The organism is Actinopolyspora sp. BKK2, from assembly GCF_011291845.1.
Lineage (GTDB): Bacteria > Actinomycetota > Actinomycetes > Mycobacteriales > Pseudonocardiaceae > Actinopolyspora > Actinopolyspora saharensis.
Genome location: NZ_JAANTE010000003.1, coordinates 595556 through 613579 on the forward strand (window position 1 = coordinate 595556; position 18024 = coordinate 613579).

At 67.7% G+C, this 18024-nt stretch carries 14 protein-coding genes, 3 tRNA genes and 1 pseudogene; 3 read left to right on the plus strand and 15 right to left on the minus strand.

Annotated elements, in window-relative coordinates:
* Positions 1 to 102 precede the first annotated feature (102 nt).
* Entirely contained in the window at positions 103 to 882 is a 780-nt protein-coding gene (locus G9Q41_RS09535; protein ID WP_165632411.1) for an IclR family transcriptional regulator C-terminal domain-containing protein, read from the plus strand.
* Positions 883 to 981: 99 nt separating this feature from the next.
* On the opposite strand, the pseudogene G9Q41_RS09540 reads toward G9Q41_RS09535, so the two are convergent.
* From G9Q41_RS09540 to gltX, 6 genes and pseudogenes are all read right to left on the minus strand, one after another.
* A pseudogene (locus G9Q41_RS09540) lies at positions 982 to 1830 on the minus strand (class I SAM-dependent methyltransferase); the annotation flags it as partial.
* A 468-nt stretch (positions 1831 to 2298) separates the two neighbouring features.
* A tRNA-Glu gene (locus G9Q41_RS09545) sits at positions 2299 to 2371 on the minus strand.
* Positions 2372 to 2465: 94 nt separating this feature from the next.
* Positions 2466 to 2538, minus strand: a tRNA-Glu gene (locus G9Q41_RS09550).
* Positions 2539 to 2579: 41 nt separating this feature from the next.
* Positions 2580 to 2651, minus strand: a tRNA-Gln gene (locus tag G9Q41_RS09555).
* Between the two features lie 202 nt (positions 2652 to 2853).
* A complete protein-coding gene (locus tag G9Q41_RS09560; RefSeq protein WP_165632412.1) occupies positions 2854 to 3645 on the minus strand; it encodes an HAD family hydrolase in 792 nt (263 codons plus the stop codon).
* Between the two features lie 190 nt (positions 3646 to 3835).
* On the minus strand, positions 3836 to 5350 hold the full coding sequence (gene gltX / locus G9Q41_RS09565) for a glutamate--tRNA ligase (protein ID WP_165632413.1): 1515 nt from the start codon (positions 5348 to 5350) through the stop codon (positions 3836 to 3838).
* A 103-nt stretch (positions 5351 to 5453) separates the two neighbouring features.
* Here gltX and G9Q41_RS09570 point away from each other — a divergent pair, with 103 nt between their 5' ends.
* The gene (locus G9Q41_RS09570) at positions 5454 to 6686 is read left to right on the plus strand and encodes an FAD-dependent oxidoreductase (RefSeq protein ID WP_165632414.1); all 1233 of its coding nucleotides are present in this window, start codon (positions 5454 to 5456) and stop codon (positions 6684 to 6686) included.
* Positions 6687 to 6739: 53 nt separating this feature from the next.
* Here the strand turns inward: G9Q41_RS09570 and G9Q41_RS09575 are convergent, their stop codons facing one another.
* From G9Q41_RS09575 to G9Q41_RS09610, 8 genes are all read right to left on the minus strand, one after another.
* A complete protein-coding gene (locus G9Q41_RS09575; protein ID WP_092523100.1) occupies positions 6740 to 7522 on the minus strand; it encodes a fumarylacetoacetate hydrolase family protein in 783 nt (260 codons plus the stop codon).
* A gap of 66 nt (positions 7523 to 7588) precedes the next feature.
* Positions 7589 to 9274, minus strand: a complete 1686-nt coding sequence (gene cimA / locus G9Q41_RS09580; RefSeq protein WP_165632415.1) for a citramalate synthase — start codon at positions 9272 to 9274, stop codon at positions 7589 to 7591.
* 276 nt (positions 9275 to 9550) lie between these two features.
* A complete protein-coding gene (locus G9Q41_RS09585; protein ID WP_165632416.1) occupies positions 9551 to 10594 on the minus strand; it encodes a 3-isopropylmalate dehydrogenase in 1044 nt (347 codons plus the stop codon).
* 306 nt (positions 10595 to 10900) lie between these two features.
* Positions 10901 to 12496 carry a phosphoglycerate dehydrogenase gene (serA, locus tag G9Q41_RS09590; protein WP_092523106.1) on the minus strand — a complete coding sequence of 532 codons (1596 nt, stop codon included), beginning with the start codon at positions 12494 to 12496 and terminating at the stop codon, positions 10901 to 10903.
* 240 nt (positions 12497 to 12736) lie between these two features.
* Complete coding sequence (locus G9Q41_RS09595; protein ID WP_092523108.1) at positions 12737 to 12982, minus strand: DUF397 domain-containing protein; 246 nt, start codon at positions 12980 to 12982, stop codon at positions 12737 to 12739.
* Positions 12983 to 13101: 119 nt separating this feature from the next.
* Positions 13102 to 14097: a ketol-acid reductoisomerase gene (gene ilvC, locus G9Q41_RS09600; protein ID WP_165632417.1), complete on the minus strand. Its 996-nt coding sequence runs from the start codon at positions 14095 to 14097 to the stop codon at positions 13102 to 13104.
* A 42-nt stretch (positions 14098 to 14139) separates the two neighbouring features.
* A complete protein-coding gene (gene ilvN / locus G9Q41_RS09605; RefSeq protein WP_017973965.1) occupies positions 14140 to 14646 on the minus strand; it encodes an acetolactate synthase small subunit in 507 nt (168 codons plus the stop codon).
* Between the two features lie 8 nt (positions 14647 to 14654).
* Positions 14655 to 16487 (minus strand): acetolactate synthase large subunit, encoded by a 1833-nt coding sequence (locus tag G9Q41_RS09610; protein ID WP_165632418.1) that lies wholly within the window; start codon positions 16485 to 16487, stop codon positions 14655 to 14657.
* Between the two features lie 307 nt (positions 16488 to 16794).
* On the opposite strand from G9Q41_RS09610, the gene G9Q41_RS22665 reads away from it, so the two are divergent.
* Entirely contained in the window at positions 16795 to 17427 is a 633-nt protein-coding gene (locus tag G9Q41_RS22665) for a PH domain-containing protein (protein WP_165632419.1), read from the plus strand.
* A gap of 378 nt (positions 17428 to 17805) precedes the next feature.
* Here the strand turns inward: G9Q41_RS22665 and G9Q41_RS09620 are convergent, their stop codons facing one another.
* Positions 17806 to 18003, minus strand: coding sequence for a helix-turn-helix domain-containing protein (locus G9Q41_RS09620; protein ID WP_207630900.1), 198 nt, complete (start codon positions 18001 to 18003; stop codon positions 17806 to 17808).
* Positions 18004 to 18024 lie beyond the last annotated feature (21 nt).

The window sequence follows — 18024 nt, forward strand, 5'->3', positions numbered from 1 at the left end:
CGGACCCGTTGCTCCCGCTCGGCCGCGACGCCGCCGGCCCGCGCTCCGCGCCCCGACGGCACCGGAGCGAGCACCCACGCGAACCGGATCAACAGAGCAGCGATGAGTGAGCCACACGGAACGCACTTCGTCCGATCGGCCGAGAAGACGCTGGCCGTGCTGCGCGCCTTCACTCCCGAGCACCAGGAACTGACCCTCAGCGAGGTCGTCCAACGCACCGGTCTCGACCGCTCCGGGGCCCGCCGCTTTCTGCTCACCCTCGTGGACCTCGGATACGTCTCCCACGACGGGCGGCTGTTCACGTTGACACCCCGAGTCCTCGAGTTCGGGTACTCCTACCTGTCCGGAAGGTCCCTGCCCGAACTGGCACGTCCCCACCTGCGCAAGCTCACCGAGCGCCTGGGGGAGATGACCGCGGTGGCCGTGCTCGACGGCGACGACATCCGCTACGTCCTGCGAGTCCCGAGCCCGAAGCTGCTCTCGGTCGCGATTCCGGTGGGGACCCGTTTCCCCGCTCACGCCACGTCGATGGGCAAAGTGCTGCTGGCCGGACTCCCACCCGAGCAGCTGGAGGCGCGTCTCGGGGCCATGACGCTGCACAGGCTCACCGAGAGCACGACCACCTCCAGGCAGGCCCTGCGCGCCGAGTTGACCGAGATCCGCAACCAGGGATTCGTCGTGTGCGACGACGAACTAGAAGCGGGACTGCGGGGAGTTGCCGTCCCGCTGCGGGACGCCGCGGGCGAGGTCCACGCGGCCGTCAACGTCTCGCTGGACGCGCGCGGCACCACGCCCGAGGCGGCGCGAGAGCGGATCGTGCCCCCGCTGCTCACGACGGCCGAACGCGTGGAGTCCGATCTGCGGTTGAAGAGCGGGGGCTGACGCTGCTCCCGTGCGCGGCCCCGCCTTCGCGAGCCGGGTCCCCTCCGGCCCGCGAAGGCGGATCAGCGATGCGAGCCGTCACGCGTCGACCGCGTCGAGCTCCTCTTCCTCCCGGTACAGCTTCTCCGCCACGTGGATGAAGAAGTCCGGTTCCGAGTCGGCGTAGCTCGACTGGAAGTCCCCGAAGGTCTCCAGGCGCTGGAAGCCCACGTCCCGCAGCAGACCACGCATGTAGTTCTTGCGCAGCGGGTACATGTTCAGGAAGTACTCGCTTTCGTCCGGAAAGGTGTACTTGTACCGGGCGAGCCCCTGATCGACGTGATCGGGCTCGGCGGAGACCTGGGCGCCACAGTAGTAATAGGTGTGGCTGTTGGAGGACGCGCCGTCGAGCAGGGCGTCGTAATTGCGCTGATCGATGATCAGAACGCCGTTGTAGCGCAGCTTGGCGTAGAACTCGGCCAACGCCTTGCGGCGGTCGTGCTCGGAGAACAGATGCGTGAAGGAGTTCCCGAGGCAGATGATCGCGTCGAACTCACCGTGGACGTCCCTGTTGAGCCAGCGCCAGTCGGCGTTGACCACGCGCAGGACGTGGCCACCGTAGTCGAACCCGTTCCGGAAGGCCCGCGCCAACATCTGCGGACTTCCGTCCGCGCTCACGGTGTCGAAGCCCTCCTCGAGCAGGCGCACGGAGTGGAAGCCGGTACCGGTCGCCACGTCCAGCACGGTGCGCACCGAGCGGGAGCGCAGCTGTTCGGTGAAGAAGCGCCCCTCCGTCTCGGAGCGCTTGCTCCAGTCGATCAGATCGTCCCACTTCTCCACGAGGCCACCGACGTATTCCCTGGTGTAGTGGTCGGTGTCGCGCACCTCGGTCGGATTGTCGCCGAACACCTGCTGATCCAGCATCACGGATTCCCGCTCGTCCCGCGTCGTTCCCGCATCGGCGGTCATGTCCCGCACCTCTCGCTCGTCGATTCCACGTTCGGCGCTCCTGCACGGCGCCCGGAGGAACGCTAGGTACTTCCCCTCGGAAATCAAGAGCCGAAAACGGGGTCCGCCTCGACCGATTCCGCCCACCACGCGGTACTCCGCGGAAGAGCACCCGCGCTCACCAGGAAATCCACGAGCGCTCACCGAACGAGGACGGTGCGGACCTGTCCGGGAAGACGGGCACGTCACATGTTCACCATGCGAGCGCGCTGTTCACGTGGTGCCCGCCCCCACCGTTTCCGAACCTGCGGGGCGGAGCGAAAACCCCGCCACGAGACGGCCGTCCGACGGCACCGCCTCCCACCACTGCCGCTGACTTCCGGGGCGCTCCCGCTGTCGCGGGACGGACCGGCCCGGCACGGTTCGCCGCAAAAGCACAGTAGAAAAAGAAAAAGCCGATGTGCGCTGGCACATCGGCTTGTCATCGAGTAGTCCCGATGGGATTCGAACCCACGTTACCGCCTTGAGAGGGCGGCGTCCTAGGCCACTAGACGACGGGACCGCACTTTTCGAATGATTATTCTACTAAACCCGGGAACCATCGCACGGCTCCGCGGTCGCACGGAGGATAACTCGCGGAGTTCCCTCCGATTTCGTAGTCCCGATGGGATTCGAACCCACGTTACCGCCTTGAGAGGGCGGCGTCCTAGGCCACTAGACGACGGGACCAGGAGAAGACTCCCGCATCATCACTGATGCGGGTCTTCCAGCTGGGGTACCAGGATTCGAACCTAGACTAACTGAACCAGAATCAGTCGTGCTGCCGATTACACCATACCCCATCGGCACCGCTGAACATCGTATCATCTTCGAAGTTCGCCCCGAACCCCGGGGGTTCCTCGTTGATGTCCTCTGTTCATCGCGTTGGTGAATATACTAGACCATGCTCGCGAGCCCTTTGTAACCACCCCCCGATCACATTGTTTTCGCAGGTGAAAGCGGCGGGGCCTCCGAAGTCGGGAACGGTCCCGCCGCACTCGTCGATCAGCCGGACCCGGCGAGGCTGTCACACCGCGCGGACGCCTCCGCTCCACCTTCGAGGTAAGGCAGGTCACAGACCAGCAGCTCCGGCAGCTCGTACAGATTCGCGATCACCGAGACCGGAGCACCGGAGGCGGAGACCCCGGGGCTCGCGCGGGCCTCCCTGTCCAACCACACGCCGTGCAGCCCGGCCCGGGCGGCTCCTTGCGCGTCCACGTCCAGGCTGTTGCCCACGTGCGCCACTTCGTGCGGAGCGAGGTCCAGTTCCGCGCAGGCGGCGTAGAAGATCCCCTCCGAGGGTTTGGAGACACCGCACTCACCCGAGATCAACATCGTGTCGAACGTGTCCGCCAACCCCACGGCAGCGAGTTTGTGCCGCTGGTACGCACCCGGGGCGTTGGTTATGACCGCCACCGCCAGACCGCTGGCCCGCAACCAGTCCAGGCAGTCCGCGACGTCGTCGAAGAGTTCCCAGGACTTCCGCATCGCGTTCATGCGCCGCCGCTCACGAGCGCGGAGCTCGGCCGCGTCCAAGTGCTCGCCGAAGGCCGCGAAGAAGTCACGAGTCCGGCTGAGGCACATCGTCTCGAAGTCGATCTCCCCCGCCATCATGCGCTCGTGGTACTCGGCCGTTATCCGCTGCCACATCGGCCACGCGGCGTCATTGCCGGTCAGCGCCATGAAGGCGCGTCTGGCGGATCGCTGACTGTCCAGCAGGGTGTCGTCGATGTCCAGGCAGACGGCTTTGATCCTGCGAAATTCACCGGGTATCGATACCTCACGTGCGGATGTCACCCCGTGAGGCTAGGCCCCCACCCGGAGTGGCCGACTCGGCCAATTTGGTGATACTTAAATCACTTTCCCGATTCAGCTCGCGCGTGCATCAGCACATGAACCCGACCACCGTGTCGGTTTCGCCGGACGAAACCGACACGGTCCGGTCTCTCGTGCACCGCTTCCCGCCGAGAGCACGCGCTTTCGGGGCTCACCCCTCGGAGTCGTACTCCAGAGCGGCGCGCAACCTGCGGAGGCTGGTCTCCCTGCCGAGCAGCTCCATGGACTCGAACAGCGGCGGTGAGACGGTGCGGCCGGTGATGGCCACGCGCACCGGCGTGAAGGCCTTCCGGGGCTTGATTCCCAGCCCCTCCACGATCGCCGCCTTCAACGCGCTCTCGAGTTCCGAACTCACCCACTCGGTGACGCCCTCGGCCGCTTCGACGGCCGCGGAGAGCACCGGGGTCGCATCCGCGCCGAGGGCCTTGTCCGCCGCCGCCTGCTCCGGAGCGAACTCGGAGCCCGCGAACAGGAAGCCCATCATGCCCACGGCGTCCGACAGGACCACTACCCTTTCCTGCACCAGCGGCGCGGCCTGCCGCACGAGCTCCCGCTGCTCCGCACTGGGCTGCTCGGGCAGCACCCCGCCGTCCACCAGGTAGGGGATGACCCGCTCGACGAAGTCGTCCAGCGCGAGGGCACGCAGGTGGGCGGCGTTGATGGCGTCCGCCTTCTTCTGGTCGAACCGGGCCGGGTTGGCGCTGACCCTGCCGACGTCGAAGGAACGCACCATCTCGTCGATGTCGAACACGTCCCGGTCCTCCGCGATGGACCAACCGAGCAGGGCCAGATAGTTGAGCAGTCCCTCGGGAACGAAACCGCGCTGCCTGTGGTGGAACACGTCGGACTGCGGATCGCGCTTGGACAGCTTCTTGTTGCCCTCCCCCATCACGAAGGGCAGGTGCCCGAAGTGCGGAGTGGAATCGGTGATGCCGACGCGCTGCAGCGCCTCGTAGAGCGCGATCTGACGCGGGGTGGAGGACAGCAGGTCCTCACCGCGCAGCACGTGCGTGATCCCCATCAGGGCGTCGTCGACCGGATTGGTCAACGTGTACAGCGCATCACCGCTGCCGCGCACCAGCACCGGATCCGGCACACTGCCCGCGGGGAAGGTGACCTCGCCGCGGATGAGGTCGGTGAACCCTATGTCCCGGTCCGGCATGCGCAACCGCAGCACCGGACTGCGCCCCTCCGCGCGCAGTTCGGACTTGCGCTGTTCGGTCAGCTCGCGGTCCGCGTTGTCGTAGCCCAGCTTGGGGTCGCGTCCCGCGTCCCTGTGCCGCTGCTCGACCTCCTGGGGCGTGGAGAACGACTCGTACAGCTCTCCGGATTCCAGGAGCTTGCGCGCCACATCGGCGTAGATCTCACTGCGCTGGCTCTGCCGGTAGGGCCCGTGGGCTCCGCCCACGTCGGGCCCCTCGTCCCAGTCGAGCCCCAACCAGCGGAGCGCTTCCAGCAGCGCCTGGTAGGAGTCCTCGCTGTCCCTGCTCGCATCGGTGTCCTCGAGCCGAAAGATCAGGGACCCGTTGTTGTGTCTGGCGAACGCCCAGTTGAACAGGGCGGTGCGGATCAGTCCGACATGCGGCGTCCCCGTGGGCGACGGGCAGAAGCGGGCGCGCACGGGGCGGTCGGACTCGGCGGCTGTGGTGACATCTGGCGTGCTCATGACAGGTTCAGCTTATCCACCCCGTTCCACGGGTTGACCGGCGCGTCCGCTCCGCGCATGCTGAAGTTATTCAACGCTTGTTGAATTATTCTGGAGGATCGTGATGAGGCGAACCACCTGCTGCATCGTCGGGGGCGGCCACGCGGGCATGGTCCTCGGTCTGCTGCTGGCACGCTCCGGGGTGAGCGTGACCGTGCTGGAAAAGCACTCCGACTTCCTGCGTGACTTCAGGGGTGACACGGTGCACCCCACGACCATGGCCCTGCTGGACGAGTTGGGCCTGGCCGAACGCTTCGCGGAGCTCCCGCAGAACAGGCTCGACACGGTGCGACTCCCCGTCGGCCCCGAGGGCGAGCTCCACACCGTGGGCGACTTCCGCCGGCTGCCGATCAAGTACAACTACATCGCCATGGTCCCGCAGTGGGACCTGCTCGACCTGCTCGCGAACGAGGGACGGCGGGAACCGAACTTCACACTGCTGATGGACGCCGAGGTGACGGCCCCGATCCGGGAGCACGGCAGGGTGAACGGTGTCGAGTACCGCTCCCCGGACGGGGGGACGGAACGATTGCTGGCCCCGATAACCGTCGCCTGCGACGGGAGGAACTCCTTCGCTCGCGGAATCCCCGAGCTGACTCCGCGCGAGTTCCCCACCCCCATGGACGTCCAGTGGTTCCGGATCCCGAAAACGGCGCGGGACCCGGCCGGAGCCTTCGGAACGATCCGCAGCGGCTCGTTCACCGCCCTGCTCGACCGGGGGGACTACTACCAGGTCGCCTCGATAATCGCCAAGGGCGCTGACGCGGCCGAAAGAACCAGGGACGTCGAGAACTTCAACCGCGACCTGCGGCGGCGCCTGCCCTGGCTGGACGACGGGAGAGAGCTCGTGCGGAGCTGGGAGGACGTGAAGCTGCTGCACGTCAGCCTGGACCGGATGCGCAAGTGGCACGTCCCCGGGCTGCTCTGCATCGGTGACGCCGCGCACGCGATGTCACCGGTGGGGGGAATCGGGATCAATCTCGCGGTTCAGGACGCCGTGGCCACGGCGCGACAGCTCGCCGGTTCCCTGCGCGCGGGAAGGCTGCGCAGACACCACGTGGCCGCGGTTCAGCGCCGCAGGAAACCGGTCACCGCGCTGCTGCAGCGGGTCCAGCGCACCGTCCACGACAACGTGATCGAACCCGCCCTGCGCGGAAGCATCGACTTCCGGGACCGGACGAGGCTGCCGCTGCCGCTGAGGCTGGCGCCGAAGGTCCCGTGGCTGCGAGCGATACCGCCGTACGTCTTCGCCTACGGAGCCGTGCGGGAACGGCCCCCGCGAAGCGCCGTTCGCTGACGCCCGCGGGTGGCCGATCCCCGCTTTCGGTCACCGGCCGGGTCCGGGCCGACTCAGGCCTGCTGCACCGGGTTGGTGAGCGTTCCCAACCCGTCGATGGAAACCGAGACCTTCTGCCCCGGCTGCAGCGGACCGACCCCCGAAGGAGTTCCGGTCAGGATCACGTCGCCGGGCAGCAGGGTCATGACGCGGGAGACGTACGAAACCAGACCGGCCACGTCGTGCACCAGCAGGGAGGTCCGCGACTCCTGCACCGGTTCGCGGTCCACTTCCGTGCGCAGCGCCAGATCCGAGGCGTCCGTGCCCGTGTCGATCCACGGTCCGAGCGGGCAGAAGGTGTCGTAGCTCTTGGAGCGCGTCCACTGCCCGTCAGCCTGCTGCTGGTCCCGCGCGGTCACGTCGTTGGCGATCGTGTAACCGAGCACGACCTCGGTGCCGCGGGCCTCCGGAACGTCCTTGCAGGGCTGTCCGATCACCGCCGCGAGTTCGCCCTCGTAGTCCACCCGCTCGGAGTTGGGGGGCATCTTGATCGGCGCGCTCGGACCGACGACAGCCGTGGACGGCTTCATGAACAGAACCGGGTTCGGCGGCACCTCCGAGCCCATCTCCCGTGCGTGCTCGGCGTAGTTCTTGCCCACGCAGATCACCTTGGTCGGCAGGATCGGCGCCAGCAGCCGCACGTCGGCCATCGGCCACTTGCGGCCGGTGAACGTCGGCTCCCCGAACGGGTGCTGGTCGATCTCGACGGCGAGCACCTTCTCACCGGGGGACTTGGGATCCGGCTCCAGAGCGACGAACGAGACCCCTTCGGGTTGAGCAACACGTGCCAGGCGCAAGCGAAACCTCCGTTATCTACTTTCCCCGGACAGCCTACGTGCCACCTGCTCGAACAACTCGCCTGGTCACCCGCTTCCCGGCAGACTGGCCTCGCTGATCCCGGCCCGCCGTATCGCTTTGTGGGCGAACGCGTCACGCAGCGCGTACCAGCTGGCCTCGACGATGTTGCCGTGGACTCCCACGGTGTTCCACTCGAGGAACTCGTCCCGCGACTCGACGAGCACCCGGGTGACCGCGTCCGTTCCCGAGGTGTCGGTGAGGATCCGCACCTTGTAATCCACCAGCTCGACCTCGTCGAGCCAGGGAAGCCGCGGCACGAGCCCGGCGCGGAGCGCGGCGTCCAACGCGTTGACCGGCCCGTTGCCCTCGGCCGTGGCGATGACCCGCTCACCGTCCACGTGCAACTTGACCGTCACTTCGGACACGACCTGCCCGTCCGGGCGGTGATCGAGCGAGACCCGGTAGGACTCCAGCTCGAAGGGGGCTCCGAACGAGGCCCCGACCGAGTTCTCCGCCGCCCCCTCGTGGCCGGCCCCCTCGGCGAGCGCCAGCTCACGACGCAGCAGCAGCTCCAGTGACGCGTCGGCCCCCTCGAACGACCAGCCGTGGGCTTCCAGCTCCTTGACCCTGCGCACCGCGCCGTTGACCGCTTCGGGCGAACCGCTCAGGTCCAGCCCCAGCTCGGCCGCCTTGAGCTCCAGGCTCGCGCGTCCGGCCATCTCGGTGACCAGCACGCGCATTCCGTTGCCCACCCGCTCCGGGTTGATGTGGTTGTACAGTTCCGGATCCACCTTGATCGCGCTGGCGTGCAGCCCCGCCTTGTGGGCGAAGGTGGAGGTGCCCACGTAGGCCTGGTGCGTGTCCGGGGCGAGGTTGGCGATCTCGGCCAGGGCGTGCGAGACGCGGCTGAGCTCGGTCAGGTTGCCCTCGGGGAGCACCGGGATGTCGAGCTTGGTCTCCAGATTGCCGATCACGGAGAACAGGTCGGCGTTGCCCGCGCGCTCACCGTACCCGTTGGCCGTGCACTGGACGTGGCTCGCGCCGGCCTGGACCGCGGCCACCGTGTTCGCCACGGCACACCCGGTGTCGTCCTGGCAGTGGATTCCCACCCGGAAACCCGTGCGCCGGATGACCTCCTCGACCGTTCGCGCCAATCCGGTGGGCAGCTGACCACCGTTGGTGTCGCAGAGGCAGACCAGGTCAGCCCCCGCGTACACGGCCGATTCCAGCACGCGCAGCGCCGTGTCGGGGTCGTGGGCGTACCCGTCGAAGAAGTGCTCGGCGTCCAGGAACACGCGCCGGCCGTGCTCGACGAGGTGGCGCACGGTGTCCGCCACCATCGCGCAGTTCTCCGCCACATCGGTGCGCAGGGCGTGCTCGATGTGCCTGCTGTCGGCCTTCGCGACCAGGGTCACCACGGGCGCCCGGGACTCGAGCAGCGCCGCCACCTGAGCGTCCTCCCGCACGGAGGCGCCGGGCCTGCGCGTGGAACCGAAGGCGGTGAGCACGGAGTGCCTGAGCTCGAGCTCGCCCTGGGCCGCTCGCTGGAAGAACTCGGTGTCCTTGGGCAGCGCCCCGGGCCAGCCGCCCTCGATGAACCCCACGCCCAGGGAGTCCAACGTGCTCGCCACGGCGAGCTTGTCCGACACCGAGTAGGAGATGCCTTCACGTTGGGCTCCGTCACGCAAGGTGGTGTCGTAGACGTGAAAGGTGTCCGCGGACGGAGTTCCTGCCGGGCTGGTGCGGGTCACTGTCCCTCCAAAGGACGATGTTCGGTTGGTCCGGAACGTGCGGTGGACGCTTGGCGGATCCACTGGGAAACAAAAAAAGACCCCTCGCGGATGCGAGAGGTCTGCGCGTCGGGCGGGCAGAGAGCCGAGTCACCCGACGCGCTTGCCAATAATGTCCTTCACGTGGCGGAACACGACGTCATGTTCGCACACACCGCTTCCGCTCCACCCACTGGGCCCTCTTTCCCATGATCCGGACACGGAGGCGCGTCCACGTTCCCGCGAACCCCTGCCCGGTCAGGTCTGCTGCACGACCTCCCTGGAGGAGACGAGCGCGGCCAACCGGTCCCCGATGGCGTGCGTGGCGCCGGGGGCGGAATGATCCCGGGTCGCCAGATCGAACGACACGGAGGCCTGGACCCGGCGCGCCGCCTCGGTGTAGCCCACGTGATCGAGCAGCAGGGCCACGGAGAGCACGGCCGCGGTCGGATCGGCCGTCCCCTGCCCGGCGATGTCGGGAGCGCTGCCGTGCACGGGCTCGAACATGCTCGGGTTCCGCCTCGTGGCGTCGATGTTGCCGCTGGCGGCCCGGCCGATACCGCCCGTTACCGCCCCCGCGAGATCGGTGATGATGTCGCCGAACAGATTGTCGGTGACGATCACGTCGAACCTGCTCGGGTCCTGGACCAGGTGGATCGTCGTCGCGTCGACGTGCTCGTAGGCCACGGTGACGTCCGGGTACTGCAGCGAGAGCTCCTCGACGACACGCGACCACAGGGAGCCGGCGTGGCTGAGCACGTTGGTCTTGTGCACCAGGGTCAGGTGCTTGCGCGGACGGGCCGAGGCCCTGGCGAAAGCGTCCCTGACCACGCGCTCGACCCCGAACGCGGTGTTCAGGCTCACCTCGGTGGCGACCTCCTGGGGGGTGTCCTTGCGCAGCAGACCACCGTTGCCCGCGTAGGGCCCCTCGGTCCCCTCGCGCACGACCACCATGTCGACGTCGCCCGGATCGGCGATCGGGCTCTGCACTCCCGGGTACAACCGCGCGGGACGCAGGTTCACGTGGTGGTCGAGCTCGAAGCGCAACCGCAGCAACAACCCGCGCTCGAGTATTCCGCTGGGCACCGATGGATCTCCCACCGCGCCGAGCAGGATGCCGTCCTGCTCCCGCATCTCCCCCAGCACGGATTCGGGCAGTAGCTCCCCGGTGTTGTGCCAGCGAGCAGCGCCCAGATCATACCGCGTGATCTCCGTTTCGGGCACCACTTCCCCGAGTACCTTCAGAGCCTCGGCCACCACTTCCGGCCCGATCCCGTCACCTGGGATCACAGCGAGCCGCATGCACACACCTCCCGAGTACTGCCCCGACTTGGGACTGAAACGTCGTCCCGCAGACTACCGTCCCTCGATCACGTCACGGCACGCCGGACCCTTCAAATGGACAGCACTTCCCGCCCAGTGGGACACCCGAATGGGTGAGTGTCCACCGTTCAAGCGAGGGCAACGCCCCTGCCCCACCCTTCGGTGGTCGAACGGACACCAGGAGTGACCGACCCCGTTCCGGAAAAGAAGGAGGGGTCGCCGCTGCACGCGACGACCCCTCCGCCGAGGAACGGTGCGAATCCCACCGGAATCACACCCGCGGACTCACTCGAAGCTGACGGTGCGCACCGTCTTGGCACCGACCGCGGCTCCGATGGGCTCGAGGACGCCCGCGTCCACCGGGCGATCCACCCGCAGCAGCATGATCGCGTCCGAGCCGTCGTAGGTCTGGCTGATCTGCGCGGCCTCGATGTTGATCCCGACCTCGCCGAGCAGCGTGCCGACCTTGCCCATGACGCCCGGGCGATCCGGGTACTCGAGCAGCAGGACGCTGCCCTCGGCCCTCAGGTCGAAGTGCCTGCCGTTGACCTCGACCAGCTTCTCGATCTGCTCCGGCCCGTCCAGGGCACCCGAGACCACACCGGTGCGGCCGTCGGACAGCACCGCGCGCACCGACACGACGCTGCGGTGGCTGGCGCTCTCCGTGGAGGTCTTCACGTCGATGTCCACACCGAGGTCCTCGGCCAGCTGCGGAGCGTTCACGAAGGTGACCTGGCTCTCGACCGCACCGGCGAAGACCCCGCGCAGCGCCGCCAGCGGCAGCACGGACACGTCCTCCTCGGCGAGCTCGCCGCGGGCCTCGACGGTGACCGAGGTCGGGGTCGACCCCAGCACGGCCGCCAGCAGGGAACCGAGCTTCTGCGTCAGCGGCAGGTACGGGCGCACCTCCTCGCCGACAGCCCCGCCCTGGACGTTGACCGCGTCGGGGACGAACTCGCCGCGCAGCGCCTGCAGCGTGGAGTGGGCGACATCGGTGCCCGCGCGGTCCTGGGCCTCGACCGTGGAGGCCCCGAGGTGCGGGGTGGCGACCACGTTGGAGAGCTCGAACAGCGGGCTGGAGGTGTTGGGCTCGGTGCTGTAGACGTCGATGCCCGCACCACCGAGGTGACCGCTGCGCAGGGCATCGGCCAACGCGTCCTCGTCGATGAGTCCACCGCGGGCGGCGTTGATGACGATGGCGCCCTGCTTGCACTTCTTGAGCTCCTCGGCACCGATGAGCCCGAGGGTCTCCGCGGTCTTGGGCAGGTGGATGGACATCGCGTCGGCACGCTGCAGCAGCTCGTCGAGGCTGACCAGCTCGATGCCGAGCTGGGCCGCGCGAGCCGCGGAGACGTAGGGGTCGTAGGCGATCAGCTTCGCACCGAAGGCCTCGAGCCGCTGCGCGACGAGCTGACCGATCTTGCCGAGACCGATGACACCGAAGGTCTTGCCGTTGAGCTCCACACCGCTGAAGGCGCTGCGCTTCCACTCGCCCCCGCGCAGGCTCGCGTCCGCGGCTGCGACGTTGCGGGCGACGGCGAGCAGCAGCGCGATGGCGTGCTCGGCGGCCGAAACGATGTTGGAGGTCGGGGCGTTGACCACCATGATGCCGCGTTCGGTCGCGGCGGGAACCTCGACGTTGTCCAGCCCCACACCCGCACGGGCGACGATCTTCAACCGCGTGCTCGCGGAGTAAACCTCGGTGTCGACCTTCGTCGCCGAACGGACCAGCAGCGCGTCGGCGTCGGCGACGGCCTCGAGTAGGGCGGGACGATCGGTGCCGTCGACGTGGCGGATCTCGACCTCGTCTCCGAATGCTTCCAGCACCGAAGGAGCCAGCTTCTCAGCGATCAGGACGACAGGACGGCTTGCGTTGGTCACGGGCGCGCTCCAGTAACAGAGATCAGGGTCGAAGCAAAGGCACGCCATTGTGCCGGACGGTGCAGCAGTTTAACGCTGATATGAGAATCCGTTCACACAAGTGTTGGACGTATCACCGTAACGCCACATCCGGAACTTCCGGACGAAAACGACGTCGAACGACGAAACCGCCGCACACAGCTTCGCGGACAGTGCGGTGCACCTGCCCGTTTCCATCACGGGCAGGTTACGGTTGAGGGTTCACGGTTCGTCGAACTCGCCGTCCTTGGCGCCTGCGACGAACGCGTCCCACTCCTCAGGAGTGAACACGAGCACCGGCCCCTCCGGGTCCGCACCGTTGCGCATGCCTATGTAGCCGTCCACGAAGGCGATCTCCACCCCGGGTTCGTCATCATCGTCGGTACTGGTGATCCACTCGGCGTTGCTGAAGTCGAGCTGATCCCTGATGTGGGCCTTGTCGTCGACCGGCTGCGTTTCCTCGCTCACGGAGCGAATAATACCGATTCGGAGGCCCGCCCCGACAGGAAGGGCGTTTCTCCCCTGGCGAAAAACGGGCCGCCCGCCCGGCACGAAGCCGGACGGACGGCCCGTCGGACCGCTGGGGCTCAGCCCTTGCTCCAGGACATCAGCGAGCGCAGCCGCTTGCCGACCTCCTCGATCTGATGCTCGTTGCCCTCGGCCTGCAGCCGGTTGAACTCGGGCCTGCCCGCCTCGTCCTCGGCGACCCACTCCTTGGCGAAGGAGTCGTCGCGGATCTCGGACAGCACCTGCCGCATCGAGTCCTTGACGTGCTCGTCGATGACCCGCTTGCCACGGGTTAGGTCACCGTACTCGGCGGTGTCGCTGCAGGAGTACCGCTGACCGGCGATGCCGCCCTCCCACATCAGGTCGACGATCAGCTTCAGCTCGTGCAGCACCTCGAAGTAGGCGATCTCCGGCTGGTAACCGGCCTCGACGAGCACCTCGAAGCCGCTCTGCACCAGGGCGCTGGTCCCGCCGCACAGGACGGCCTGCTCACCGAAGAGGTCGGTCTCGGTCTCCTCGGTGAAGGTGGTCTTGATGACCCCGGCCCGTGCTCCGCCGATCCCGGCCGCGTAGGCGAGGGCGAGCTGCTGGGCGTTGCCGGTGGGGTCCTGCTCCACGGCGATCAGGCACGGCACGCCCTTGCCGTCGACGAACTGGCGCCGCACGAGGTGTCCCGGCCCCTTCGGGGCCACCATGGCGACGTCCACATCGGAGGGCGGCTGGATCAGGCCGTAGCGGATGTTGAAACCGTGGCCGAAGAACAGCGCGTCACCGCTGTTGAGGTTGGGCGCGATGTCCTCGGAGTAGATCTGCCGCTGCTTGGTGTCCGGGGCGAGGATCATGATGAGATCCGCTTCCCCGGCGGCCTCGGAGGGCGTGACCACGCGCAGCCCCTCCTCGGCTGCCTTCTCCCGCGACTTGGAACCGGCAGGCAGTCCGATCCGGACGTCGACACCGCTGTCCCGCAGGGACAGGGCGTGGGCGTGCCCCTGGCTGCCGTAACCGATGATCGCGACCTTGCGCGACTGCACCAGCCCGAGGTCGGCATCGGACTCGTAGAAGATCTCGGTTGCCATTGCTGCTCGTTTTCCTTTCCGTAGCGGGCCCGCCGGGGCGGGTCACCGCACTGCGGTTGCCGTGATCGAACGTGCTCCTCGGCCGATGGCGACCATCCCCGACTGGACCATCTCGCGGACGCCGTAGGGCTCGAGCATCCGCAGCAGCGCGTCCAGCTTGTCCGAGTCGCCGGTGGCCTCGATGGTCAGCGCCTCAGGGGAGGCGTCGACCACCTTCGCCCGGAACAGCTGCACCGTCTCGAGAACCTGGCTGCGCACCGAGGCGTCGGCCCGCACCTTGACCAGCAACAGCTCGCGCTGCACCGACGAGTCCGGGTCCAGCTCGACGATCTTGATGATGTTGACCAGCTTGTTGAGCTGCTTGGTCACCTGTTCCAGCGGCTGCTCCTCCACCGAGACCACGATCGTCATGCGCGAGATCTCGGGGTGTTCCGTCGGACCGACGGCCAGGGACTCGATGTTGAAGCTGCGCCGGGAGAACAACCCCGACACCCTGGCCAGCACCCCTGGAACGTTTTCCACCAGCACGCTGAGCGTGTGTCGGCTCATCGACGCGCTCACCCCTCGTCGTCGTCGAACAGCGGGCGGATTCCGCGCGCCGCCATGATTTCGTCGTTTCCGGTTCCGGCGGCCACCATCGGCCACACCTGCGCGTCCTTGCCCACCACGAAGTCGATGACCACGGGTCGGTCGTCGATCTCCATCGCCCGCTCGATGACGCTGTCCACGTCGGCGGCGGACTCGCACCTCATCCCCACGCCGCCGAGCGCCTCGGCCAGCAGCGCGAAGTCGGGGATGCGGTGCCCGTGGGTGCCGAGATCACTTTGTGAGTAACGCTCGGCGTAGAAGAGGTTCTGCCACTGCCGGACCATACCGAGGTTGCCGTTGTTGATGACCGCCACCTTGATCGGCAACCCCTCGATGGCGCAGGTGGCCAGTTCCTGATTGGTCATCTGGAAGCAGCCGTCCCCGTCGATGGCCCAGACCTGCCGGTCGGGGGCTCCCGCCTTGGCACCCATCGCCGCGGGAACGGCGTAGCCCATCGTTCCGAGCCCACCGGAGTTGAGCCAGCTTCCCGGACGTTGGTACTCGATGAACTGGGCCGCCCACATCTGGTGCTGCCCCACTCCCGCGCTGTAGACCGCCTCCGGCCCCGCGAGCTTGCCGATCCGCTCGATCACGTACTCGGGCGAGAGCGTGTCGTCGGCGGGCCAGTCGTACCCGAGGGGGAAGCGCCTGCGCCAGTCCTCCAGCTGCTCCCACCACTCCGACAGGCCACCGCGCTGCCGATCGGCGGGGGAATCGTCCACGGCTTCGAGGAGCTCGGTCAGCACCTCCTTGCAGTCGCCCACGATCGGCACGTCGGCGACCCTGTTCTTGGAGATCTCGGCCGGATCGATGTCGGCGTGCACGACCTTGGCCTCCGGCGCGAAGCCCGACAGCTTGCCGGTGACCCTGTCGTCGAAGCGGGTTCCCAGCGCGATCAGCAGATCGGATCGCTGCATCGCGGCCACCGCGGGAACCGTCCCGTGCATGCCCGGCATCCCCAGGTGCAAGGGATGCGAGTCGGGGAACGCGCCCCGGGCCATCAGCGTGGTGACCACCGGGATACCGGTGTGCTCGGCGAGCCTGGTCAGCTCCTCCGAGGCCTCGGCCTTGAGCACCCCACCGCCGACGTAGAGCACCGGGCGCTTGGCCTCGCCCATCAGGCGCGCCGCTTCGCGGACCTGCTTGCCGTGCGGCTTGCCGACGGGTCGGTAACCGGGCAGCCGCTGTTCCGGTGGCCAGGAGAAGGACATGTTCAGCTGCTGAACGTCCTTGGGGATGTCCACCAGCACCGGTCCCGGCCGACCGCTGGACGCGATGTAGAAGGCCTCGGCGATGGTTCGCGGGATCTCGGCCGGATCGGTGACCAGGAAGTTGTGCTTGGTCACCGGAAGCGTGATGCCGCAGATGTCGGCTTCCTGGAAGGCGTCGGTGCCGATCAGACCGGTGCTCTGCTGTCCCGTGATCGCCACCATCGGAACCGAGTCCATGCTCGCGTCCGCCAGCGCGGTGACCAGGTTGGTCGCTCCCGGTCCCGAGGTGGCCATGCAGACTCCGGTTCTTCCCGTGACCTGCGCGTATCCGACCGCCGCGTGACCGGCGGCCTGCTCGTGCCGCACGAGCACGTGACGCACCTTGGTCGAGTCCAGGAGTGGGTCGTAGGTGGGAAGAATCGTTCCGCCCGGTATTCCGAAGACCACCTCGCAGCCCACGGCCTCCAGCGAGCGGACCAGTGCTTGGGCACCGGTCGCTCTTACCGGGGCTCCGTTGGGTGGGGCCGGCTTCGGACGCTGCCCCGGGGACGTTTCCGGGGCCGGATTCTGCCTGGTGTTGGCGCTGGTCATCGATTCTGCCTCGCGGTCGATGAATGGGGCCGGGCACGAAAAAACCCCCGCCGGCTACAAGCCGAACGAGGGTTGGCGCGTCGACGCTGCGTACTTCTCAGGCGTCGACGCGCCCGGGAAGTACGAGAATGTCGTTGATGCGCAGCATGGTTCGAAGGCTAGTCCCGCCGCCCCCGGAAGTCAAACCAACGGGAAAACGCTCCCGCATCGTGGACCGATGGAAGCGTGACTCCCCGGTCGCGCGCCGGGAGCGCCACCGCGCGCGCTCCGGTGCGAACATCCGTTGCGCAGGTGAGAGCATCGAGGGGTGAGCGAGACCCGCGACGAGACCACGGACCCGGACACCGCGACTCCCTCCGGAGGCAGCACGGTGGACGAAGCGGACGAACACACCCCCTCCGCCGGAGGCGGAACCGGCAGCACCCCCGCCGAATCACCGGAGGGGGACACCGTCGGCGCATCCGCGTCGGCCCCACAGGCAGCCACCTCGGAGGCCTCCCCCTCCTCGGAAGACGACGCGGAGGGCGACGTCCGGCGAGCACCACGGCTGGTTTTCCGCTTCACCCGCGTGAGCCTGCTCGTGCTCCTGGTCGTGGCGGTCTGCATCAGCCCGGTCGCCGCCTCCCTCCCCTGGCTGTCGCTGCTGTACCTGGTGCCGTTCGGCCTGCTCTACTGGGTGATCCGCATGCGGACCCTCGCCGGCCCCTCCGGGCTGACCACCCGCTCGCTGTTCCGGAGCGAATCCCTGCAGTGGACGGAGATCAAGGCCTTGCGGCTCGACGAGCGCCGCTGGGTCCGCGCGATCACCCACTCGGACCGGGAAGTCCCCCTGCCCGTGGTTCGGGTTCGGGACGTTCCCCGGCTGGCCGCCGCGAGCGGAGGATGGTTGCGCGACCCGCTCACTCCGGCCGACGACTCCGGCGACTCCGGCGAGGAGTAACCCGCGCCGAACCCCGAAAGCCACCCACTGGCTCTCACTGTTCGGGCAAGGGATTCCAACCAGGGCCGTTACACGGGCTGATGAGCGCCGGAGCAGGCTCGTGCTCACCGCTGAAGCCCGGCGCTCACAAGGCGCGGCCCGTTCTTCCACCTCAGCGCGGTATCCCATGAAGTGAGAGCTTAGAACCATGCCCGAGTTGCGCTCCCGAACTGCGACGCACGGTCGCAACGCCGCGGGCGCCCGCTCGCTGTGGCGCGCCACCGGCATGACCGACAACGACTTCGGCAAGCCGATCGTGGCCATCGCCAACTCCTACACCCAGTTCGTGCCGGGGTATCTAACTGTTGGCGTTTCTGTGTCTTTGTGTGTCAGAGTGTGTCATTTCGTGCTGCGTCGGGGTGGGTGTTCGTGACGCCAGGCGTGTAGCGCGGTGGGGTCATACAGCACAGTGCGGCCTACCTTCACCGGCTGAGGGAAGTCGTCATAGACGTAGGAGTTGCGGTAGAGCGTCTTCACGCTGATACCCAGCAGTTCAGCAGCTTGCGGAGCGGAAACCAGCCCATCCAAGTTAGCCATACTCAAGTATGGTATCCTGTG

Bases quoted from the DNA above. Each gene is read 5' to 3' on its own strand.
- G9Q41_RS09535 (WP_165632411.1), top strand. From the start codon at position 103: ATGAGTGAGCCACACGGAACGCACTTCGTCCGATCGGCCGAGAAGACG.
- gltX (WP_165632413.1), bottom strand. From the start codon at position 5,350: ATGAGCACGCCAGATGTCACCACAGCCGCCGAGTCCGACCGCCCCGTG.
- G9Q41_RS09570 (WP_165632414.1), top strand. From the start codon at position 5,454: ATGAGGCGAACCACCTGCTGCATCGTCGGGGGCGGCCACGCGGGCATG.
- G9Q41_RS09585 (WP_165632416.1), bottom strand. From the start codon at position 10,594: ATGCGGCTCGCTGTGATCCCAGGTGACGGGATCGGGCCGGAAGTGGTG.
- ilvC (WP_165632417.1), bottom strand. From the start codon at position 14,097: ATGGCAACCGAGATCTTCTACGAGTCCGATGCCGACCTCGGGCTGGTG.
- ilvN (WP_017973965.1), bottom strand. From the start codon at position 14,646: ATGAGCCGACACACGCTCAGCGTGCTGGTGGAAAACGTTCCAGGGGTG.
- G9Q41_RS09610 (WP_165632418.1), bottom strand. From the start codon at position 16,487: ATGACCAGCGCCAACACCAGGCAGAATCCGGCCCCGGAAACGTCCCCG.
- G9Q41_RS09620 (WP_207630900.1), bottom strand. From the start codon at position 18,003: ATGGCTAACTTGGATGGGCTGGTTTCCGCTCCGCAAGCTGCTGAACTG.